The following is a 21723-nucleotide window of genomic DNA, read 5'->3' on the forward strand; positions in this document are numbered from 1 at the left end:
TCTACCGGAACCAGAACACGACAGCCAGGGTGAGCACAAGCAGCATGACGGACAGGATCCGGTAGTTCTTGTACCAGGCCACGCCCTTCAGCGCCTCGGTGTCCTGACGGTACACGTCGGTGGTCCAGACCAGCTCCTGAGCCTCAGCCGATGGTGGAGCAGTCATCAGCGAGACCACGATGATGACGGCCGAGCACGCGAGGAACAGCAGCGGTGCCACGTACAGGAACGGCATGGTCACCTCGATAATCGGGTTCATGTCCAGGCGGGTCATGACCCGGAAGGCGAACGCCGGCATGCCTACGAAGAAGCCGAACAGCAAACCCGCAAACGCCCCGGTGCCGTTGGCACGTTTCCAGAAGATACCGATGAGGAAACAGGCTACAATGGGCGGCGAGATATAGGCCAGCACCTCCTGGAGGTAGTCCCAGAGGTTCTCGAATCGAGCGATCTGGGGTGCCCAGAGCACACCGAGCACCATCACGACGATCGTGGCAATCTGGCCGACTCGTACCAGGCGCGCGTCCGGAGTCTCGGGCCGAAGCTTCTTGACGAAGTCGATGGTGACCATGGTGGACACTGCGTTGAGCGTCGAGTCGATACTCGACATGATGGCCGCCACCAGGGCGACCAGCATCAGTCCGCGGATCCCGGTGGGTAGCAGGTCAAAGAGCAGCGTCGGGAAGACCAGATCCGGATTGTCGAGCGTCGGGTACAGCAGGATGGCAAACGTGCCGGGCAGCACCATGATGAACAGCACCGGCACCTTGAGCAGGCCTGCAAAGAGACCACCCCATCGCCCGTGATCCAGGGACTTTGAGCCCAGCGTTCGCTGCACCATAAACTGGTTGTTGCACCAGAAATAGATGCCGAGGAGCGGCACGCCCGTGATGAGGCCGAGCCAGGGCAGGTTCGGATCGTCAAGCGGACGCACGAGGCTCAGCTTCTCCGCAGGCACCGCGGCTGTGACTTCGGCCCATGATCCGATTTGGTTGAACGCGATGACGGAAATCACCACCGAGCCGATCAGCAGCAGCACCGCCTGAATGGTATCCGTGTACACAACCGCCTTGAGTCCGCCGACCGCCGTGTAGGCACCGGCAAGAACCGCCAGCACCACGATGGATTGCCAGAGTTCGATGCCCGGGTACGCGAGCTGGACTACCAGCGCGGCTGCATACAATCCGCCTGCAGTCTCCAGGAGCACGTTGCCGACGATGACGATCGAGGCCATGTAGTACCGGGAGCGCTGGTCGAAGCGACGCTCCAGGAATTCCGGCATCGTGTACACCTTACTGCGCAGGTAGAACGGCAGGAAGACGAAGATGAACAGGATCAGTACGATCACCGCCATCCACTCGTAGTTGTAGACTGCGATGCCGGTGGAGTAGGCTGCACCGGACAGACCGATGAGCGTGCTCGACGAGATATTGGACGCGAACAGAGAGAATCCGACAATCGGCCAGATCAGTGATCGGCCAGCGAGAAAGTAGTCCTCGGATGTCTCCGTCTTGCGCCCAACCCAGACCCCGATCACAATGATCAGGACCGTATAGGCCGCGACCATGAAGAGGTCGAGGCCGGATAGTTGGAAGCCAGACATGAAAGTGGGCTCAGATGAAGGGTGGGCGGAGGATATGGGTCTCAGCAGTCCCCATGCCAGCACGCCAGGGAATCAAACAGGGCCTCATCCACCCGAATCGACGCGTCCTGCCGCAAACGGGTCAGCAAGTCCACCTCGGCCACCGCCGGGGCGACCAACAGACGGAGCGAATCCTCTGGCAAGACGCTGTAGTCGGCACGCGGAGCAAGTCGCTCGAGGGCCATGCGCAGCTGCTCCGCAGTCGGGTCGATGGGATTTGCGCGCAGGGAGTCTCGCATGCGGGAGGCAAGCCACTTGGTCAGCGCGTCGTCGACTATGATTGACGCTTCCTGATCGTTGAGCCCGCGGCGCAGGCCCTCCAGGTAGAACACTTCGTTGCGCAGCGCGCGGCCTACGGACGCGGCCGTCCGGTTGCGCGCCTCCTGAAACGGCAGGAAAGGCAGCCAAGCCAGATAGTCGGCGGCCGTGAATGCGCGTTCTGCCCCGCGGTATCGGTAGGTGGCCAGTGGAGTCGAAGGCTCAATCATGGCGCGCAGCTCCGAGGCTGGAATGCGATCTCCGACCTCGGGCGCAAGCACAGGGCCGGCAACCGGGCCGGGGTCCGGAGACAGGTCGCGCAGCATGGATCCGAGGGCTGTAATGGCCGGGCCTTCCGCCTGCACTTCCAGGGATTCCATGAAGCCGCGCACAAAGCGGTCGCCCTCCAGACGCCGGCGGCGCAATCGGAACTGGCTCGACAGGCCGCCCTGCCGCACCTGGAACTCGGACTCGGTCAAGAGCGGACTCTGCCAGATGTCCTCGGCGCGGATGATGTGCCAGCCGAACCGGGAGCGCACCGGCGTCGAGTAGGCTCCCGGCTCCAGTTCGAACGCCGCTTCGGCAAAGGCGTCATCCATCTGGAAGTATCGAATCGGGCCCAGGAATCCGGCGGCCGAGTCGACGTCCGCCAGTCCGTAGACACGGGCGGCCTCCACGAGAAAGTCCTCCCCCTCTTCCAGCCGTTCCCAGGAGGCCCGGGCTTCGTCCGGGTCGGTGAAGTACAGATGTCGAACGACGACCTGAGCCTTGTAACGCGCGAACGTCTGCCGGATTTCCTCCTCGGTAGGCGGAGGGAGTGTTTCGACAAACGCCTCCTCGAAAAAGCGCGCGCCCACCGCCCGTCTGCGCTCCAGGTCTGCTCGCAGCAGGCCAAGGGAATCTCCGGCCAGACCACGGCGCCGCGCCTCCTGGGCAAGCAGTTCGGCGTCGATCATGTTTTCCAGGTGGATGCGACGCGTCTGCAGGTCGTCGTTCAGCCCGGTGCCGATCAGGAACGTGACGAAGCTGCTCGTGAACTCCGCGGCGGTCACCGAATCCTCGTTGGCGACCGCAACCGGACGCTGATCAAAGCGGGTTTGCTCGGGCTCGGGGCCACAAGCGGCGGTCAGCACCCCCAGGGAGATCAGGGCCGGGAGCAGAAGTACCCTCATTGGGTGACAACCAGGGCCAAACTCTCCGACCTCTGCGCCTCCCGAACGAAATACACGCCGGGCGCCAGGTGGGAAAGGTCAAGGGTTGTGGGAGCCGAAGACTCGCTGCGAGCCACCTCTCGGCCCAACAGATCCCAGACGGTGTATGCGCCCGCACCCATGTGCACCCGCCCACTGGTCGGGTTGGGATAGAGCTGCCATGGTTGTTCGCGCGGCCCGTCTTCCACACTGGTAGCACCGGCCGGGGTAAAGGTCAGCCGATCCACATTGAAAGGCTGCGCAAGCAGCATTTCCAGCCGCATCACCTGCTCTCCAGGCACCAGGTTGATGGTAGCCTGAACGTCTTCGAATACCTGCCAGTCATTCGTGCGAGGAGCTCGGATGAGGGTACTGACACTGTCGCCGACCTGAACCCGAAACCGGCCTCGACCACTCAGGGAAGCAGACCTGGCAGTGATATCGTACGGACCGCCCTGCTGCACATCGACCGTGTACTCCAGCCACTCCCCGCTCTCGACGTAGGCCACATGCCACCCGCCACCGGTGGCCGGCTCAATGTCCACGCCGCCTTCCCGGTAACCGCCGGGGATGTTGTCCGGGGTCGTGTCGAAGTACGTGAGCCCCTGACCACCCTCATCATAGTCTTCGGCCTCAATCACGCCGGGGATGACGTGCGGAGTCCCAAAGAACGGAGCGCGGGCCGTTGGCGCGATGTCTACCCGAATCGGATACGTGACGTACTCTTCGCCACCCAGGGCATGGCGAACCCACAGTCGGTAGTCGTAGGCGTAGCCGCCCACGGCGGTCGAGTCGGTCACCGTGTCGGCGCTGCCGTCGAGGGTGGCGATGGTCGAAAACGAACCGTCCCGCCGGCGCCTCTCGACACGCACCTCGGACAGCATGGTGCTTCGGTGGGTCCAGGAGAGGTGGATCAGGCTGTCCTGCTGCGTGGCCGCCAGGTTGGTCGGCGCCTCAGGGTGTCCATGAAGCAGGATGTCGCTCACCTCAGGCCAGATGCGATCCTGGCGCTCGTAGATGCGGAAGTCGCCCCCGTCGTCCCACGCCTGGAACGGCATGCCATGACGGATGGCCTGCTCCACATACGCTGAGTAAAAAGCCATGCGACTGTTGTAGTCGGCAATGCGCAGCGCACCGAACTCCGAGATCAAGACCGGAATGCCATGAGTGGCCGACCAGTCAGCTACCATCTGGAAGCGGGCGCCGAGCTCTGCCTTGTCGGACTCGGTGCCCCAGGTCCCGGTCGCCTGACCCGCGAATGCCCAGGGATCGTACGAGTGGAAGTAGCCCATCAGCCAGGGATCACTTGGCACGGCGGCCGCCACCAGCTCTGCGGCGTTTGACCACTCGTTTCCGGAGAAAATGACGATGCGCGTGGGGTTCGTGCGCCGAATGATACGCAGCACCCTGTCATTGAGGTCGTCCACCTCTTCGCGCGTCAGTCCCTTCGGCTCGTTGATGATCTCGAAGAAGAGGCTATCCGACTTCAACCGGAAACGTTCGCTGATCTGCGTCCAGATGGCGTCGAACCGGGCTCGCTGCGAAGCATCCGCGTAATTCTGCTTGATCCAGTCGTCGTGATGGGCATTGATGATCACGAACAGGCCACGAGACAGTCCCCAGTCGACCACCTGCTCCACCCGGTCCATCCAGGCCGCATCGACATCATACGGGGCGGAGGTGGCGGTATGCTGATCCCAGCGCACAGGCACCCTCACCGTGGCATAGCCTTCTGCGAGGTAGTCGTCGAAGTAGTACTCCTCCGCCGGTGGGTTATTCCACCCGCCTTCCAGCGGCGGCTCCAGCGTGTTGCCCATGTTGATGCCACGCAACATGGCCGACGCCGCTTCCTGCGGCGTCAACTGGCCGCTGGCCCCGGGGACAGCCCCGAGGCTCAGCAAGAGGCCGATGGCAAGCGCCCTAGAAATGGATGCGGAAATCGAACATCCGCACATCGTCAAGCAGGTCGTGCGGGACATAGGCGAAGTCAAAGCCGAACCTTACCTGGGCCACCTGCACCTCAATGCCCGTTCCCAGCGACAGGTGGCTGTCCACGTTGTCCAGGAAGCCGTCGCGATAGCCCGCGCGGGCGTCAAACGTGACGGTGCGAGTCTGATAGCGCAGTTCGGCGCCCACGTCCGAGTTCAGGTTGTTGTCGTTGGTCTGGTGTGCGTCTGCGACTGCCATCACGGAGACAGGCCCGGTTTGCACGACGGGCATGGCGACTCCAAATCGGAACGAGAGCGGCAGATCCCACCGATCCATGCGGAGGCGGGCCGGGATGCTCTCGGAGGAGCCCGTATTGTTCTCGTCGATGTCGATGTTGCGCTCCGAATTGATGCCGTCCATCTGCATCTTGCCGCCGAAGTTGCTGATGGAAGCCGCCACCTGCAAGCCGCGGAAGTACTCCGTCACGAGCAGGAAGCCGAAGTCGAAAGCGATGGTGCTGGCGCGCATGTCACGGATGCGCTGGTGCACATACTTCACCGTGCTCCCGAAGTGGAAGGCGTCGGTAAGCGGTGCGGAATACGTCAGTCCCAGGCTGAGGTCGGCCGCGGAGAACGTGGCGCCCGTGCCCTCGGGGCTTGCGACCGTGCGCACCTCCATGTCGCCGTAGTTCACGACGGCCATCGAGAGCCCCAGAACGGATGATCCGAACGCCGGAACGACCACACCGGCACCGTCATAGCTGATGCCTGCGATCCAGTCATGGTGGGTGAAGTAGGCACCGCCCAGCTGACCTGAGGAAAGGCGACGGGAGGCCGCGCCGGGGTTCCAGAACAGGGCGTCCGGTCCGCGGGCCAGCGCGGTGTACGCGTGACCAAGGGCCTGTCCGCGAGCCCCGGTTCCGAGCGTCAGGAAAGGAGCCGCCGTCGTACCGACACGACTCTGTGCCGTCGCGTCGTGAGCGGCCATCAGCAGGAGCGCAGCAATGAGAAGCGCCGGCCGGAAGTTGAATCGAGCGTTCGTCATTTGATCACCGCAAACTTGCCCACATGCTCGCCGATGCCCTCAGCTTTCACGTGGTAGATGTACACGCCGTAGGCGATGTCCTGCAGACCCTCGGTCTTCATGTCCCAGAACAGCGCACCGTCGGAGCCGACACCGTCATGGCGCAGGGTCTTCACCAGTTCACCGCGGATGTTGAAGATGCTGATGGTGCAGGTCCGGGGCAGGTTCGTGAACCTGATCAGACGATCACCCCTTCCGGAGATTTGCGAGCGCTGCTCGTAGCCGGATGCACCCACGTAGGGATTCGGCACCACGGCGATGTCGTCCAGCTCGGACTTGGCGATCTCCGGATCAATGAACGAGTCCCGGATCGTGAACTGGAACATGTCCCCGTCAAAGAACTCTTTGAGCGTGGTGATGCGCAGACTCTGCCCGGGCTCGGGTGGGTTGGAGTTCTCCCCCTCGGGAATGTTCACCTTGACGCGATAGCGGAATTTCCGCGTGCGGCCTTCGCTCTCCACGATGATGATCTCATCGCCTGAATCGAAATCCTGGCTCCGGTTCTTGTCCTCGACAAAGAGATCGATGGTCTCCCCCGTCGTCGCGTTGCGGGCAAAGAAGGGATAGTCGTCCCGCAGGAACGTGAATCCGAAGCGCGGCGGCGTGTAGACCGAGTCGGCAGGATTCACCCAGACTAGCTCGTAGTCGAACGGCGAGTGGGTGAACAGCGTGGTCGAGTCCCGTTTGACATCCACCACCCAGTTCGAGTCGTAGCCGTCCAGGCTGCGCGGATCCAGCCCATAGATCTCGTTTGCGGTACCGGGGTTGGCCAGGAAGCCGGTACGGTCCAGGTCATACGTGATCTGGTTCGGGATGACCTCGAAGTTGTTGATCTCGACCACAAAGCCATCGATCATCGGCGTCACCCCTACCAGCGGGCTGCGCGAGATCACCGTTTGACCGGTGCCCGCGTCATACAACTCGTAGGCCACCGTGTCGTAGAGGTCGTTGCCGGGCACGTCAGACGGGCCTGAGAAGAACCGCATCTGGTACGGATTCTCCGGCTTGACGAGGTCCGGCACCACGATGCGTACATCAATGCTCCCCGAGCCAATGCCCTCTGTGGGCTTGGACAGGTCTTCGTTGGTCGCTGCATCCACCAGTCCGGCCGGCCGCGATCTCGGAATCACAATGGCCGCGTTCTGGGACACGCCGACCACGTTTCCTGCCAGGTCCACCGAGATGTTGAACACGTTCTCCTGCGGATCGAATTCGGTGGTGCCGTCATCCGCATACACGCCGCGGTCGTAGGCGACCAGCGCGTAGTAATACGTCAGACCGTTGGTGACGTCTTCGTCGATGTAGAAGTAGCTGAGTCCCGAGTCGGAGCCCAGGTTGTACACCGATTCCCCGCCCAGCACCGTGACCGGGCCGCGCAGGCCGTTGTCCAGGTCCCACTGGGCGATGGGCTTGTAGAAGGTCGGCGTACCGTTCAGGTCGGAAATCAGGCGCGAGTCCGAAAGCAGCGGGTCTGTGCCCTTGTACAAACGATAGCCCTCGAAGTCGAATTCCTGCGTGAACCGGTCAAAGGACGCCACCGCCAGGGTATCCCAGGTCAGGGTCACACGTCCGTCTCCAGGCACAGCCGTCAGCGTGGGCGTGAAGGGCGGCTGGGCAAAGTTGTAGTCGTTGTCGTAGATGCTCTGCACCGTGCGACGGTTCTTGAAGAAGTCGTTCTCGTCCTCGCCAAACAGCCACGCCGTTGAGAAGAAGTCGGTCTGGTTCGGAGCGAGGGATACGGGCCCCGAGACATACATCAGGAACGGTTCGACATCAGCGGTCTCGGCTGCCGGAGCGGTACCCAGCGGGAACTGCGCAAAGTTCAAGACGCGGTCGAAGAGCCAGGTGTCGTCCCGCAGGTTGTCTCCCGACTCATAGAACGGCCTCGCATTCAGGTCGTAGCCGGTCAGGCCGATCTGGTCCGATTCGTCCACGTCGAGTTCGTCAAAGGCCGGTTCGCCCGGGGTCGGCATGCCGTCCGCCTCCCCGTCATCCGGACCCGGATAGTTGAGGTCGAACGGGCCCTTGCCGTCGCGCCCCACATCGGAGAAAACCTGTTCGCCGGAGTCGTAGACACCGTTCTCATTGGCATCCTCGAATCCGACCCAGTCCAGGTTCTCATCCCCCGTCCACCAGACGCCCCGTCTGTAGGCCGGCCGGTCCTCCAGAGCGCCATATACGCGCTCGAAGTTGATCATGTCGTAGCGGGAATTGACAGCCGCGGCAATGGCGTCCTGCCCTTCTATGCGATCTCCCGCTCCACCAAAACGCTGCTCGTCGGCAATGCCGTCCTCATCATTGTCCAGACCATCGTTCGGCCGGGCCGGACTTTCGAGAAATGCGAAGCCCGTATAGCCCAGATCATAGAGGGTGCCGTCCGTGCGCTGTCCGATGCCATCCTGGTCCCACCCGTAGGTGATGTCGACCTGGGGGTCGAATGCCGCGTTCTCGTCACCCTCCTCGTTGCCAAGACCGTAGTCCATGATCTGCGCGAAGAAGATGCCTTCGTCGCCGGCCAGATTGAAGCGGTAATCAAAGGAGCCCGTGTTCGTAATCCTGTAGAGGATGAACATGGTGTCCTCCGCCAGCAGGTTTGCCCACTGGAAGAGCCGGACGGTCGACTGCAGGGCGAGCCCTCCTTTTGTCGAGTCGGCAGCATCCGGATAGAACACGCCAAACTGGGAAAGCGGCAACCCCGTGTCCGGGTCCAGGTGGTACTCCTTGTCCGAGTAGTCATCGACTACGTAGAAGGATTCCAGGTCGGCGTTGAACACGCCGCGACCGAAGAATCCATTCCACTGACCGCCCCAACCCGGGTCGTCGGGATTCTCCAGCCGATCCGGCCAGAACTGCGGCCAGGAACTCGGGTCGTCCGACAGTGCCGGAGTGGGCTCGCGCTCTCCCAGACGGTTGATGCGGTCGGGATTGTGGAAGCCGCTCAGCGGCAGCCATCCCCAGAGCGTGCCGTCGGGACCAAGGCGCTTGCCGGCATCCCGGTAGGTGAGCAGCACCGGGTTCACAAGCGTATCGGCAAGGCCGCCATAGCTGGGCCACTTCGCCCGCTCACCGGGCACGCGCCCCGCCACGAGCAGGCCGATGCCGTCGATGTGCCTGCCGCCGATCCCACGAGGCCAGACGCCCCAGGGCAGGTCGGACCAGCGAGACAGCTCGCCGTGGTTTCGGAAGTTGGTTTCGATCAGGTTGCCGTCCAGGATGCCGCGGGCAATCCAGTCCTCATCGCCCCGGTACTCATCTGGGATACTTGAACCTTCCTGAGCGGCAACCGGAAGCACGGCCAGGGCCAGAAAGCCGGTTACCAGAAGTCGGGCGAAGGAAGCGCCGAAGGAAGCGCGACGCACGGAGTCAGGGAGTCTGTACATATGCGCTGGCATCAAAACTTGACGTTCAGGCCGAGGGAAATACGCCGCGGCGGTGAGTACCAGTCCTGGCGATAGAAGAACTCGTCCAGGGAATTGAGTCCGCCGACGGCACCTCCCGTCTGGCGTACGAGCTCTTTTTCAAGCGACTCTTCGGCATTCCCGGTCGACGCGTAAACCGCGTACTGGACCGGCACGTCGAACAGGTTTTCGACCTGAAGGAAGGCCTGAACGTCGCGCGACGTGAACGGCAGCGAGTAGTACGCCCGCAGGTCCGAGAAGAACTGCAGCGGCCGGTCGTCATTGTTCGTGAGGGTCGACCGCACAAAGTCCCGTACCGTGGTGTACGGTTCACCGCTGCGCAACCGGTTGATCATCGTGACCTGAAGCCCCTCTACCGGGGTAACCGTCACCGTGCTGTTCAGCACGTGGCGCCGGTCCCAGTTGAGCCGCACCAGCGAAAGGATCGGATCGAGGCCCGACTGCTGGCGGCCGAACGCCTCCCCGGGATCGGAGGAGGTCCCCTCGGCAAACTGCAGGGTGTAGTCCAGCGTCCAGGAGAGATTCGCCCCCGGCTGCTGGAAGAGGGAGAATGTCAGTCCGCGGATGGTGCCGTAGTCACGGTTGATCCAGCGAACGGCGAAGTCTCCATTGGGCAGTCGTGCAATTTCCTGCCCCGTCAGATTGCGTACGTCCTTCGAGAAGATCGTGAGCTCCAGACCCATGTTGTCAGTCAGGCCCTGTTGCAGACCCACCTCGAACGAAAGTGTACGCTCCGGATCGAGGTTGGCGTTGCCGAACTGGTTTGAACTGGAGGCCGGGTTGACTTCAAACTCCGGGTTCGTGTACAGCAGGCTCAGACTCGGCGTCTGGAAGAAGAGACCCGCCGAAAAGCGCATGACCCCCGTCGACGAAATCGGGAAGGCGATGCCGAGACGCGGCGATAGCTGCATCTTGACGTCGGCGTCTTCACGGTTGGACGTCGTCTGCCCGGTGGGCACTTCGAGGCCCGTGTTCGGGTCGATGGTCGTCACAGCGACCTCCTCCGCGTCCGCCTGCTGCCATTTCACAGGGATGGCGTAGTCCGGATCGAAGTAATCGAAGCGCAGACCTGCATTCACAATGAGGCCCGTGAATTCCATTTTGTCCTGGATGTACGCAGAGAACTCCAGGGGGCTGGCCTTCAGCGAGTCCCCGGCAAATCGATCCGGAGAGGGCTGCGGCTGGAAGCGCGTTCGGGAAGACTTCTCGATGCCGAACGAGGTGTTGTCCAGGCTGTGGAATCGGGCAAGGATGCCCGCCTTGGCCAGGTGCACATTGTTCAGCTGGCTGGAGAAGTCAGCCAGGAGCGTATGCGTCTGGGTGAGTTCGTCAACCTGAAAGAGGTCGTTGCCGCCCACGGCAAACGCGTTCTGACCGGCCAGCGAGCTCAGCTGACTCGACTGGTGGCGATTGTCGAACGGACTCTCGTAGAGATAGCTGTCATACTTGTCCCTCAACAGGCTGTAGCTGACCGTGCCGAACGACTTCGATCCCACGGCATAGCGCGCCGACAGAATGTGGGTCTGGGAGGAAAAGTAGCCAGTGTTCAGCCCGGTCGGCACGTACTTCGAGCCGTGGCTGAAACCAGGGAAGTTGCCGTCCTGCAGGAAGAGATTGTACTCGAACGTGGTCCGGCCCAGCTTGTAGTTGAGGGTCGAGTTCAGCGAGAGGCGCTCCACGCCGCTCATGGAGACGAAATCACCGCTGCCGGTGGATTCGATCACCCAGAAGTTGCTGGGCAAACCGGAATTCAGGAACTGGGACGAGTCGCTCGGCGCGAAGAGGTCACGGCCGATGAGGTGGCCGCGATCCAGACGGTACCTGCCGGTCATCTGCAGACCGAACTTGTCCTTGATGATGGGGCCGCCCACAGAGACCTGCACGTCGCTCTGGTTGATGGCGTCGGCCGCCTCCGAATAGGGCACCATCACAGACTGGAAATCGTCGGCAGAAAGGAAGCTGCCAGAATTGACGGTGCGCTCGAGGAACTCCACCTCGCGACCTGAGGCTATCGTGCCGATGTAGCTCAGGAAGGAGCCGCTCCAGCGGTCGGGAACGTCCTTGGTGACGATGTTGACGACACCCGACTGCGCCTGTCCGTACTCGGCATTGAAGACGCCGGAGATCACCTCCAGCGACTCGACCATGTTCTGTTCGACCTCGAACGCCGCCTGGTTGTTGAAGGCGTTGTTGATGGGCACGCCGTTCACCAGATAGGCCACCTCACCGGATCGGCCCCCGCGAAAGCGGCCGTCTACCACGCCGGCCTGGAGGTTGACGGCGTCATTCAGGGACGTCACGGGCAGCGCTTCGAGTTGCTCCGAGTTGACCACCGCAGTGGTCGTGGTCCGGTCCACCTGAACCACGCCGCGCTCAGCGGTAATCACCACTTCCTGGCCTTCAAACACCTCCTCGGCCAGGTTGAAGTCGACGCGGGTGGTCTTGTCGACGATCACCTCCACGTTTTCGACAAGCTGGCTGGCGAAGCCGATGAAGCTGGCCCGCACTGCGTAGGTACCCGGACGCACGCGAAGAATCTGATACTGACCGTCGAGGTCGGTAACGCTGCCCTGCGTGGTCCCGTCAATGACGACGTTCACCCCGGGCAGCGGATCGCCCGTCGTGGCGTCTATGACCGTTCCCGCAATCTTGCCGTAGATGACGGGCGAATTCGTGTCGGCGGAAGCTGAGGGTGCGTACCCCATCCAGAGCAGCAGCGCTGCCAGGGGTAGCCACCTGGAGATTCGTCCCATGGTCCAGGGGAAAGTTTAAAGGCCCGGCCCTCGGGGCTCAGGCCTGAAAACGACCAGGGGCAGGGCCAGACCGGCCCTGCCCCTGGGTCGCTGGGGGGGTTACTTGATCAGCATCATGGAGCGGGTGCGGGAGAATTCCGCACCGGCGTCCAGACGGAACAGGTACATGCCGGAGGAAAGCTGTGAGGCGTCAAACTGCACCTCGTGCTGACCGGCAGACATGATCTCACCGTTGACCAGGGTGGCCACCTGCTGTCCGAGCACGTTGTACACGGAGAGCTGCACCTTGCCGGTCTGAGCCAGGCTGAAGGAGATGGTGGTCGCCGGGTTGAACGGGTTCGGGTAGTTCTGATCCAGCGAGAACGTAAACGGCGTTTCCACATCGTCTTCCGTGTTCACTGCCGTTGCGCGTCCTGCGACGGCGACGGTGGTCCACTGGGACGGATTCTGCCACCAGTTGCCGTCGGCGTTGGGCTTCAGCGACCACTGGATCTGGGTCTCGCGGGTCGGCCCTGCGGTATCGGCGTCGTTCAGCGCGATGTTGAACGGGACGAGTTTGAACTCGTCGTCGGCCGGCAGTGCGAAGGCCACGTGATCGAGGCCGGTGACGGCCAGCGACTCAAACGGGATCGCACCGAGGAATTTCCATCCGATGGTATTGCCGCTGCCGTCTACGAGCACGTCAGCTGCCGCACCAGACGCCACCGGCACGCCGAAGTCGGCGGAACCCGGCTGGTCGGCGGCGAAGAAGGTCGTGGCACCGGTGATGTTCGTGCCGTCATCACTCATGGCGACGAGACGAAGCTGGTAGTCCGGCTCGGAGCCGTTGGCGTACTCGGTGTGCGGCGATCCGCCAAGGATGCTGCCACCCTGGATGTCACGCACATCGTACGAGCCCCAGCCCATTTCGATGGAGTCATACTGCCATCCACCGTTGCCGGCTTCGACAGGATCGCTCTGAGTCGGGAAGGAGAAGAATTCGTCGGTGACTTCGGCGTAGATCCAAAGTGTGCCGCCCTGGATGCGGTCAAAGGCCACTTTCAGCGAAGCCGAGAGGTCGGTGTCGTCGTCGGGCACGCCACCGGCAGTCTTGAAGTGCGCCTGGTTGATCACGAAGGCGTTTCCATCAGGGAAGCCGTCGTCGGAGACCGTTCCTGCAGCCAGGTTGTCGAACGCCAGATCAGCGTCGGTATCGGTCATCGCGTAGATGACCTGCTGCTGCGGAAGATCGGCGTTGGCAACACTTCCTGCGCTGGCCGACACGTCCGTGTTCTCTGCACCGAAGAGGCTGGTGCTGGTGACGGCGTAGTGCACGTCCAGCGGCGCCATGCTCGGGTGAGGCACGGCGATGCTGTGTGTCACTTCGAAGGCGGCCGCGTTGAACGGCACGGTCGCGATGGCGGACAGTTCTCCGGCGTCGATGCGAGCCTGAGTGATCGGGGCGAGGTCGGCGTAGACCTTGTAACCGCCGAAGTCAGGATTGTGCGTCCAGGAAATGAGGTTCTCGGATCCACTGGCGGTCATCGAGACAGCGCCCATGGCGGCCGGCGAACCAGCAGCAGCTGAGATGTCCGTGGAGGAGTCGCCGATGTACACGTTGTCGAGCAGCACGGCAGCGCCACCGTGGTTGTAGTCAAAGTGCACCGTCAGTCCACGCACCTTGTCCCACTCGAAGTCCTGCCAGCGGTCATCGTTCGGGCCGTGCGGCGTACCGGAAGTACCGCCCCAACCTGCCGTCTCACCGGACCAGCCACCGGCGTAGTCCCAGTAGGCGGCCAGAGAATCCAGCGGCGTGTCGAGCGCGGAGCCGTCGACTTTCTTGCCAACCAGGGCAGAGTCGTGCACAGCCACGTTGCTGGCCGGCAGCGGGATGGCGAGCTCATGCCATTCGCCGTTCCGCGCCCAGTTCGGGATGTACCACTTTACGCGGCCCTCGCGGTTGTTTTCGACGGCACCGCCATCGGACCAGTCGAAGAAGGTCAGAGAGAGGCAGTCGTCAGGGGCCGTGCCGAAGGCGGAGTTGTCAGCGCCCGGGCAGAGTGCCTTGCCGGCAAACGCGGGATCAACCCACATGCGCAGGTAGAGCGACTTTCCGGAGTCGGCTGTTTCGCCGACCATGGCGGTCATGTCACCGCCCTGGGGAGCATCGGTGCTGTTGAGCTGGAAGCCGGGGGCTGCCCAGTCGGCGTAGGTGAACTGAGCAACCTTGTTGGAGCTGTCAGTCGGGTCGTCCACCGTCTGGCCGTCATAGCCAGGCAGCAGCACGTTGGTGCCGTCCACAAAGAAGACGAACTCTGCGCCGAGGTCCGTGGACTGGGCGGAGAGTTGTGCAGGAACGGCCGCTGCGAGGAGAAGACCTGCAAGGGTCCACGCGGTAGCGTTTCGCATGAGGGTAAATCGTTGAGTTGGCAGGGAGCCGGAATCAGGAAGTCAGGCAGGAAGAACCTTGGCCGAAGTCGGGCGCGGTGGGTGTTCTTGCAACTTCCCTGAAAAGGTTTTCAAGAAAGTAAACTCTTTTCATACTGCCGTCAAGGGCAGCCTCCCGTCCGCCACTCATCAAGCGATGAGGTCAACCGCCGAAACTGCTCAAAAACCGCTTTCCGGCACCCTGTGCTGCCGCCGCTGGTCGCAAAGATGAAAATCTTGTCACGACGACCAATCATGGGCTTTGCCCCGTCGTGGCCGCTCCGGTGGCTCCACGCTTAGCGCACCAGAGTAATGGTGCGGAACTGCGCCAGCCCATCGACCGAAACCTTCATCATGTACAGGCCACTCGCCAACCCGGGAAGATCCAGTCCTGGCTGATGCATCCCTGCCGGGAGCCGCTCCGGTGAACCGGACACTACGCGACGGCCCTGCAGATCGAACACCTCCAGGAGCACGAGCGCCGAGGCGCCGAGTTCAAGCGGTACCTGCACCTGCTCTCGCGAAGGATTCGGGAACGGTGTGCCGAGGCGGACCAGCTCGGGCACGGACGCGTCCACCGACGAGATTCCCTCTGGACTCAGCGATATCCAGGCAATGTCGAATCCGCCAGTTCGGATCCGCAGTTGCAACTTCCCGGTGCCGGGATCCAGCGGTATCTGGCCGAGGTCCTGCGTTTCCCAGGCCTGACCGGTTGGCGTCAGCACCTGCTCATCGCCCACGTCCACGCCGTCGAAACGCAGCTGGAAGGAGCCGGCGTCAGGCACACGGACCCGCGCGGACAGGCGGAAGGACTGGCCGGCCGAGCCCGTCTCGCGGACGGTTACCGTGTGGCGGATCCACTCCCGGGCTACGGTGGACGTCACGTACACACCCTCATCGGGGTCTTCCGCAAGGTCCACAGTCTCCGGACGGAACAGCGCATCCGTCCCGTCGATGTCCAGGTGCCCATCCTCAAGGTCAAACCAGGCCGCACGCAGTTCACCAGGGATGATCTCGGGACGCATGCGATAGGGAGCGGACACGCAGCTTGCTCCTACCTGCACCGACACAGGATCGCTGGTCGCGCGGTTCCCCCGCGCGTCACGTGCGTGGGCGTTCAGTGAATAGCAGCCATCCGAGAGATCGCTCAGGGTCGTCTCATAGGGCGGCGCCGAGAAACTCTCCATTCGGGCGATGCCCTGCCGGATTTCAACCTGCGTCAGATCGCCATCGACATCGGAGACTGTAGCTGAGGCCTGCACCTCTCCCCCGCTGGGCACCTGGGTGCCGTCGAGCGGCAGGTTAAGCGTCGCTTCCGGGACCGCACCCGTGTTCACAAAGGTAATCCGGTCAATTTCGAACCCGGTCGCCTGCGGCTGAAAACGCATCACCACATCGCCCCCGGGCAGATCCACATTCACCGCCTCCGCTGTGGTCCAAACACCCGCGTCCTGGAAAGCCAGCGACGCGACCGCCTGCCCGTCGATCTCGAGGTCAAAGGCCCCATCCCCGTTCACTTCGGCCTCGATGCGGTAGATGCCGGCCTCCACGCGAACCGAGTACTCGATCCACTCGCGCGAGCCGATCCATCCCACGTAGAAGCCGTCTGTGTCACTGCGCGGCGCGATATCGACACTCTCGTCAACCCGAAATCCGCGCCCTGAATTGACCTGGTCCAGCTCGCGATAGGCAATGGTGTTGCCACCCTGGTCGTACAGTTCCATTTCCAGTGTGCCGGGAACGGCGTGCGGAACCATCGTGATGGGTGCCTGGCCGCAGTTTGCGCCCACCGTCACCTCAACCGGCGCGCTGTCACCCGTCCAGCCTGCTTCATCCACTCCCCGCGCGGTCAGCGAGTAGCATCCCTCTGCGACCCCGACAGCGGAGATCTCAAGCGGCGACGACGTGGCAGAGGCAATGGGCACCCCTGACTGCAGCAGCGTGAGCGACTCCAGTTGGCCGTTCGGATCGCTTGAGCTGGCGGACACATTGACGGTATCCCCGGGATTCACCGTCGTGGCGGACGCAGTAAGTGTAGACTCCGGGATCTCTCCGACCGGTTCGTACACCCGCACATAGTCGACGAGCATTTGCGTCGGCAGGGCGGAGTCGTCGATGGTCGGCCCTCCCCACTGGCCACCCATCGCCACATTCAGAAGGATGTGGAAATCCTGGTCAAAGGGCCAGAACTCGTAGCCCAGGCCATTGTCACTGTAGCTCCCGACTTCCGACGTGCCCGGCGTCTGCACGTTGACCAGCTCATCGTCCATGTAGAACCGGATCTCCCGCGGACTCCATTCCACCGCGTACACGTGGAATGCGCTGGTAGCGTCAGAGATCAGTCGGCTGCCGGTCGGATTGTTGCCCATCGGCGCGTTCCGGGCTCCCATGTGCAGGGAAGCATGCACCCGCCCTTCGTCCTTGCCGACATGTTCCATGATGTCGATTTCGCCACTTGCCGGCCACACTCCGTAGACCGACTCTTCGGGCATCATCCAGATGGCCGGCCACGTGCCCACGCCGGAAGGCAACTGTGCCCGTGCCTCTACCCGACCGTACCGAAACGCGGCCTTGCCCCGGGTCTTCAGACGGGCCGACGTGTAGGCAGCTCCGCCAAACGACTCGGCGCGCGCCTCGATGATCAGATGGTCGCCGTCGGCCCGGGCGTTGTCCAGACGGTCCGTGTAGTACTGCGCCTCCTGGTTGCCCCAGCCACCAGCTCCCAGATCATGCACCCACTTGTCAGGATCGGGCGCGCCGACGTAGTCGAATTCCTCCGCCCAAACGAGATTCCAGGACTGCGCGGAGGCCGGCGCGCTCAGAAGGACAAGGGCTACAAAAAGACCAGCTGCTCTCATGGGTGCTCGGAATGGGCGATGGGGTCCGTAGCCGGACACCCGGAATTCAAGGCGGTTGGTTACGGATCTCCGTAGCTGCCGGGTCCGGCGCAATCGACAGGCGGCGGGCTGTCAGACCTTGACCGGCGGTGCCGTCGAGGCCCGCACGATCAGGTCAAGTGGGATCACCTCCTGCACCGGACGATCGGTCGGCCCGTCCAGTGCTCTGCGGATCACCAGTTCGATGGCACGGATCCCCGTTTCCCGGATTGGAACGTTGACGGTGGTCAGGGCGGGATTGCTGAAACGCGCAGGAGACAGATCGTCGAACCCGACCAGTGAGATGTCCTCCGGCACAGCGATCCCCTGTTGCTGTAGCCCCGACAACAAGCCGAGCGTGGCGTAGTCATTGGCGCAGCCTACCGCGGTAGGCCGGTCTCGCATGGTCCCGATGGCTTCTGCCGCACGGAATCCGTCTCGCTGCTCGAAGCCACCCTTGATCACCGTCAGCCGGCCGCCCGCTCCCCGCACGGTGTCTGCGAAACCACGCAGCCGCTCGGAGGCATCGAACGCTGCTTCCGGACCCTGTACATAGGCCAGGTGCCGGTGGCCGAGCCCTACCAGGTGCCTCGCGGCTTTTGCGCTGCCGCCGTGGTCGTCAAAATTCAGGAACTCGGCATTGGTGTCGGGATCGACCGGCGTATTGACGAACACGGTGGGCGCCCACGAGTCCAGGTTCAGCTGGCGCGGCGTGCGCTGCGGAGCCATGACAAGGAGTCCGTCCACCCGACGGTTGACCGTTCGAACGGCTGCCTGCCACTCCTTGGTCTCGTGATGCGAGGTTGAGATGAGCAGGAACTTGCCGTGGTCCTTGGCCACATAGTCCATCCCTGTGAGAAACTCGGAGAAGTATTCCCCGGCTACATAGGGCAGCAGCACGCCGATCCCACCCGTGTCCTGTCCCAGCAGCGAACGCGCCGCCGGATTCGGCACGTAGTCCAGAGCACGCACGGCCTCCATCACCCGCTCGCGCTTGCCTTCATTGACCGCGGCCGTATTATTCAGCACCCGGGAGACCGTGGAGATGGATACCCCCGCCCGCTTGGCCACATCCCTGATGGTGGTCGGCATGCTGAATTGAGTGCTGGGGCCCGCACAGGACGAGCCGTCTGAAAAGGTTTTCAACGCAAGGTATGACCTCCCGGCCCGCTGAACAAGGCTCGAACCCGCCACCCCTCAAGCGATGGGTGTTTGGCACCGCCGCCTTCCTGCTGCCGCTGGTCCTTCTGCTTCTCGTAGAGTTCGCGCTGTCCGCGGCCGGCGTCGCGGAGGACCGTCGCAAGGTCTTCATCCCAGTCAACGAATCGGGATCGCATCTGGCGCTGAATCCGGCCTACGTGGAGAGGTACTTCAGCGACTTCCGACCGGGGGTGCCGTTCACGCCGTTTGCGCATGAGAAAGCCGACTCGACGTATCGGGTAGTCACACTCGGAGGCTCGACCACGGCAGGGTTCCCCTACCGCTTTTACAACGGCTTTCCGGGAAGACTCGGAGTGCTTCTGCAGGCGGCCATGCCGGACAGGCACGTCGAGGTCGTGAATCTGAGTATGTCTGCGGTGACGTCGTACACCGTGCTGGATCTTGGCCGTGCAGTGCTGAGCCACGACCCCGACGTGTTCGTGGTCTATGCCGGCCACAACGAATTCTATGGTGCATTCGGAGTGGCCACCACGGAGTCGGCACTGGCGAACCTCCCCTGGCTGAAGCGACTCATCCTGCGTTTGCGAAAGACGGTCCTGTTCACCCTGGCAGAAGGCCTGTTTCAGGACGACCGCCGCCAACCCGGTCCCTCGGATCGCACGCTGATGGCCCGGGTGGTGCGCGAGGCCGACATCCCGGAAGGTGGCGAGGTCTTCCGAGCCGGCATTGAACAGTACCGGCAAAACATGTCCCGGCTGCTGCATGCCGCTCGAGAGGCCGGAGTGCCTGTTGTCCTGGGCACCCTGGTGGACAATCTGTCTGGACAGGCGCCCCTCTCCGGAGGGCCGCACGCCGACAGCCTGTTCGCGGTCGGTCAGGCGCTGCTCGGGAATGGTGAGGTGGATGCGGCGCGCGACGCCTTCTCCCGGGCCCGCGACGCGGACGGCCTGCGGTTCAGGGCGCCGGGCGCACTCAACCAGTGGATTGTCTCTCAAACGGAGGCAACAGTAGTCGACCTGCGCCCGGTGTTCGATGCGGCCAGCGCCACCGGAATTCCCGGATACGATCTGTTCACCGACCATCTCCACCCCAGTGCACGGGGTTATGGGCTGATGGCCGAGGCATTTGCCCGCTCGGTCGCTCCGGAGCCTCGGATCGCGCTCGAGCCGGACTTCGGCCTGGACGACCTGGACCGCTCGCATGCAGATCTGCTGCTGGCCCGGCTGCTTGGAGACTACCCGTTTGTGCGCAACCCCGACCCGGATTCCGTGCTGGCGAACCAGCGGGCACCCGTCGTTGCCGCGCTTCGGCGTGGCGGGATCGACTCTCTGGCTGCCATGATCGTTACCGGCCGCACCCAGTTTCAGACCGCGCAGTCCGAGGCCACCGCGCTCCTGCTCGCCGCCGGCGACTCGCTGAGTGCGCTGCGCTCCGCACGCTCACTGGTGAGCTGGCAGCCGCTTAACCGGGAGTTGGTATTTCGCTGGCTGCGCACCGGACTCGAAAACCCAGCGCTGGACCACGAGACGCTTCGTCTGGCCGTGCTTGCAGCCAGCCGCTGGCCTGATGCCTTCTCCCTGGGGGGGCTCGGCGTCGTACTTCTACGTCAGGGTCGGCTCGACGAGGCGGAATGGGCCCTGGGGCAGGCAGAGGCAATTTCCCCGGAGGACCCGTCCGTCTTGTTCAACACGGCCAGGCTGCTGGTCCTGAGCGGGGACACGTTGAGCGCGCAGCAATACTTTGCGCGCTATCAGGCGGTGGTGCAAAACTGATCCGGGCCTATCCCCCGCGCGGAATCAGCGCCCGCATCTGCACCACGGCCGGGTGGTCGGGAGCCCTGACCTCCGCGCCCGCCAGATACCGGCTGGCCTGTCTCAGATCCCCTGCCCGCCCAAAGTGCAGGGCCAGGTTGATCCACGGCTCCGGAGCCTGAGGGAATGTGCGAATGATGCCCTGATAGCGGGCCAACGCTTCCTCGGTCTGCCCGGACTGCAGGTACAGGGTTGCCAGATTGCTTGCCAGACGGAAATCTCCCGGATCCAGCGCTACGGCCTGCTGATACGTTTCCAGGGCATCACTGAGCCGGCCGGCCAGACGCAGCCCTTCCGCATACCGAACCAGATTCTCGACGCTCGGGAAGTCTCTGGCGTTCATTTCCATGCGTTCGATGGGCTGCGCGGCAGCGCGCACGGAGTCCGCTGCTTCCAGAACATCGGCAGCCCGCCCATCGCCCAATCTCTGAAGGGCTTGGCCCAGCGCGAACCGGGCGGTGTAATTCCACGGTTCGGCCCGGGTAATCCCTTCAAGCAGGCGCACGCCTTGCTCGGCATCGCCGTGCCTGGCCTCCAGACGAGCCAGCAGGAGCCTCAATCCGGATGCCGTAGAGTCCATCTGAAACGCCGCGCGGGCTTCGCGGAGAGCTCCGTCGATATCTCCACCACGCTCCATGAACTCGGCAAGGCTCTTCCGGGCCGGCGCAAAGAGGGGGTCTCTGTCAACCGCGGTCTGAAAGGCCGCGCTGGCGCTATCCAGCGCGCCGACCTGCTCCAGCGCCGCACCGCGCGCGTGCCAGACGCGGGCCTCATCGCGCACCTCTCGCTGATAGTAGTTCGATGCCGTGCGAAAGCGCCGCTGCGTGAATGCCACATTGCCGCGATTCAGCCACGCGCCCGGGTAGGAAGGATCGGCCTCGAGCCCCAGCGCATACAGGCTGTCTGCGGCCGCGTATCGGCCCATGGCAAGCTGCACGCCGGCCTGAAAAATGAGCGGGGTCGGGTGCCCCTGGGCCCGGGCCTCGGCCGAATCTGCCAGCACCAGCGCCAGGAGAAAATCACCCGCCGACTCAGCCTCCGCCGCGCGGTCCAGCCAGGCCTGGGCCTCCGCAGGCAACGGAGTGCGAGATACCTTGGCGCCACCACAGGCGGTGCCGGCCACGATGCAAAGAAGGAGAAGCAATACGCGCATGCTGGCGCGCGAACCCACCCCGTGCTCTGCCGTTCCGTATTC

Annotated in this window: 11 protein-coding genes; 1 reads left to right on the plus strand and 10 read right to left on the minus strand. The window is 63.3% G+C overall.

Going from position 1 to position 21723, the window contains the following annotated elements; translation table 11 throughout:
- Position 1 precedes the first annotated feature (1 nt).
- The 9 genes from JJ896_10195 to JJ896_10235 all read right to left on the minus strand — a co-directional run bounded on the left by JJ896_10195 (position 2) and on the right by JJ896_10235 (position 18648).
- Positions 2 to 1603: a sodium:solute symporter gene (locus JJ896_10195; protein MBO6780010.1), complete on the minus strand. Its 1602-nt coding sequence runs from the start codon at positions 1601 to 1603 to the stop codon at positions 2 to 4.
- A gap of 41 nt (positions 1604 to 1644) precedes the next feature.
- A complete protein-coding gene (locus JJ896_10200; protein ID MBO6780011.1) occupies positions 1645 to 3072 on the minus strand; it encodes a peptidylprolyl isomerase in 1428 nt (475 codons plus the stop codon).
- Positions 3069 to 5045 carry a cellulase family glycosylhydrolase gene (locus JJ896_10205; GenBank protein ID MBO6780012.1) on the minus strand — a complete coding sequence of 659 codons (1977 nt, stop codon included), beginning with the start codon at positions 5043 to 5045 and terminating at the stop codon, positions 3069 to 3071. The genes JJ896_10200 and JJ896_10205 overlap by 4 nt, the downstream gene beginning before the upstream one ends.
- Positions 5011 to 6063, minus strand: a complete 1053-nt coding sequence (locus JJ896_10210; protein ID MBO6780013.1) for a PorV/PorQ family protein — start codon at positions 6061 to 6063, stop codon at positions 5011 to 5013. Before JJ896_10210 ends, JJ896_10205 begins: the two co-directional genes overlap by 35 nt.
- A complete protein-coding gene (locus JJ896_10215; GenBank protein ID MBO6780014.1) occupies positions 6060 to 9482 on the minus strand; it encodes a hypothetical protein in 3423 nt (1140 codons plus the stop codon). Before JJ896_10215 ends, JJ896_10210 begins: the two co-directional genes overlap by 4 nt.
- Positions 9483 to 9493: 11 nt before the next feature.
- Entirely contained in the window at positions 9494 to 12274 is a 2781-nt protein-coding gene (locus JJ896_10220; GenBank protein ID MBO6780015.1) for a TonB-dependent receptor, read from the minus strand.
- Between the two features lie 99 nt (positions 12275 to 12373).
- Positions 12374 to 14662, minus strand: coding sequence for a T9SS type A sorting domain-containing protein (locus JJ896_10225; GenBank protein ID MBO6780016.1), 2289 nt, complete (start codon positions 14660 to 14662; stop codon positions 12374 to 12376).
- A gap of 314 nt (positions 14663 to 14976) precedes the next feature.
- Complete coding sequence (locus JJ896_10230; GenBank protein MBO6780017.1) at positions 14977 to 17538, minus strand: family 16 glycosylhydrolase; 2562 nt, start codon at positions 17536 to 17538, stop codon at positions 14977 to 14979.
- Positions 17539 to 17649: 111 nt separating this feature from the next.
- Positions 17650 to 18648, minus strand: a complete 999-nt coding sequence (locus tag JJ896_10235; GenBank protein ID MBO6780018.1) for a LacI family DNA-binding transcriptional regulator — start codon at positions 18646 to 18648, stop codon at positions 17650 to 17652.
- A 62-nt stretch (positions 18649 to 18710) separates the two neighbouring features.
- Between JJ896_10235 and JJ896_10240 the strand changes: the two genes are divergently transcribed.
- Positions 18711 to 20489 (plus strand): hypothetical protein, encoded by a 1779-nt coding sequence (locus JJ896_10240; GenBank protein ID MBO6780019.1) that lies wholly within the window; start codon positions 18711 to 18713, stop codon positions 20487 to 20489.
- Between the two features lie 7 nt (positions 20490 to 20496).
- Here the strand turns inward: JJ896_10240 and JJ896_10245 are convergent, their stop codons facing one another.
- Positions 20497 to 21681 (minus strand): tetratricopeptide repeat protein, encoded by a 1185-nt coding sequence (locus tag JJ896_10245; protein MBO6780020.1) that lies wholly within the window; start codon positions 21679 to 21681, stop codon positions 20497 to 20499.
- Between the last annotated feature and the right edge of the window lie 42 nt (positions 21682 to 21723).

It is taken from the genome of Rhodothermales bacterium, from assembly GCA_017643395.1.
In the GTDB taxonomy this organism is placed as follows: domain Bacteria; phylum Bacteroidota; class Rhodothermia; order Rhodothermales; family UBA10348; genus JABDJZ01.

Excerpts from the sequence above, each read along its gene's own strand:
- JJ896_10195 (MBO6780010.1), bottom strand. The coding sequence starts at position 1,603 with ATGTCTGGCTTCCAACTATCCGGCCTCGACCTCTTCATGGTCGCGGCC.
- JJ896_10200 (MBO6780011.1), bottom strand. The coding sequence starts at position 3,072 with ATGAGGGTACTTCTGCTCCCGGCCCTGATCTCCCTGGGGGTGCTGACC.
- JJ896_10205 (MBO6780012.1), bottom strand. The coding sequence starts at position 5,045 with ATGTGCGGATGTTCGATTTCCGCATCCATTTCTAGGGCGCTTGCCATC.
- JJ896_10210 (MBO6780013.1), bottom strand. The coding sequence starts at position 6,063 with ATGACGAACGCTCGATTCAACTTCCGGCCGGCGCTTCTCATTGCTGCG.
- JJ896_10215 (MBO6780014.1), bottom strand. The coding sequence starts at position 9,482 with ATGTACAGACTCCCTGACTCCGTGCGTCGCGCTTCCTTCGGCGCTTCC.
- JJ896_10220 (MBO6780015.1), bottom strand. The coding sequence starts at position 12,274 with ATGGGACGAATCTCCAGGTGGCTACCCCTGGCAGCGCTGCTGCTCTGG.
- JJ896_10225 (MBO6780016.1), bottom strand. The coding sequence starts at position 14,662 with ATGCGAAACGCTACCGCGTGGACCCTTGCAGGTCTTCTCCTCGCAGCG.
- JJ896_10230 (MBO6780017.1), bottom strand. The coding sequence starts at position 17,538 with ATGAGAGCAGCTGGTCTTTTTGTAGCCCTTGTCCTTCTGAGCGCGCCG.
- JJ896_10235 (MBO6780018.1), bottom strand. The coding sequence starts at position 18,648 with ATGCCGACCACCATCAGGGATGTGGCCAAGCGGGCGGGGGTATCCATC.
- JJ896_10240 (MBO6780019.1), top strand. The coding sequence starts at position 18,711 with ATGACCTCCCGGCCCGCTGAACAAGGCTCGAACCCGCCACCCCTCAAG.
- JJ896_10245 (MBO6780020.1), bottom strand. The coding sequence starts at position 21,681 with ATGCGCGTATTGCTTCTCCTTCTTTGCATCGTGGCCGGCACCGCCTGT.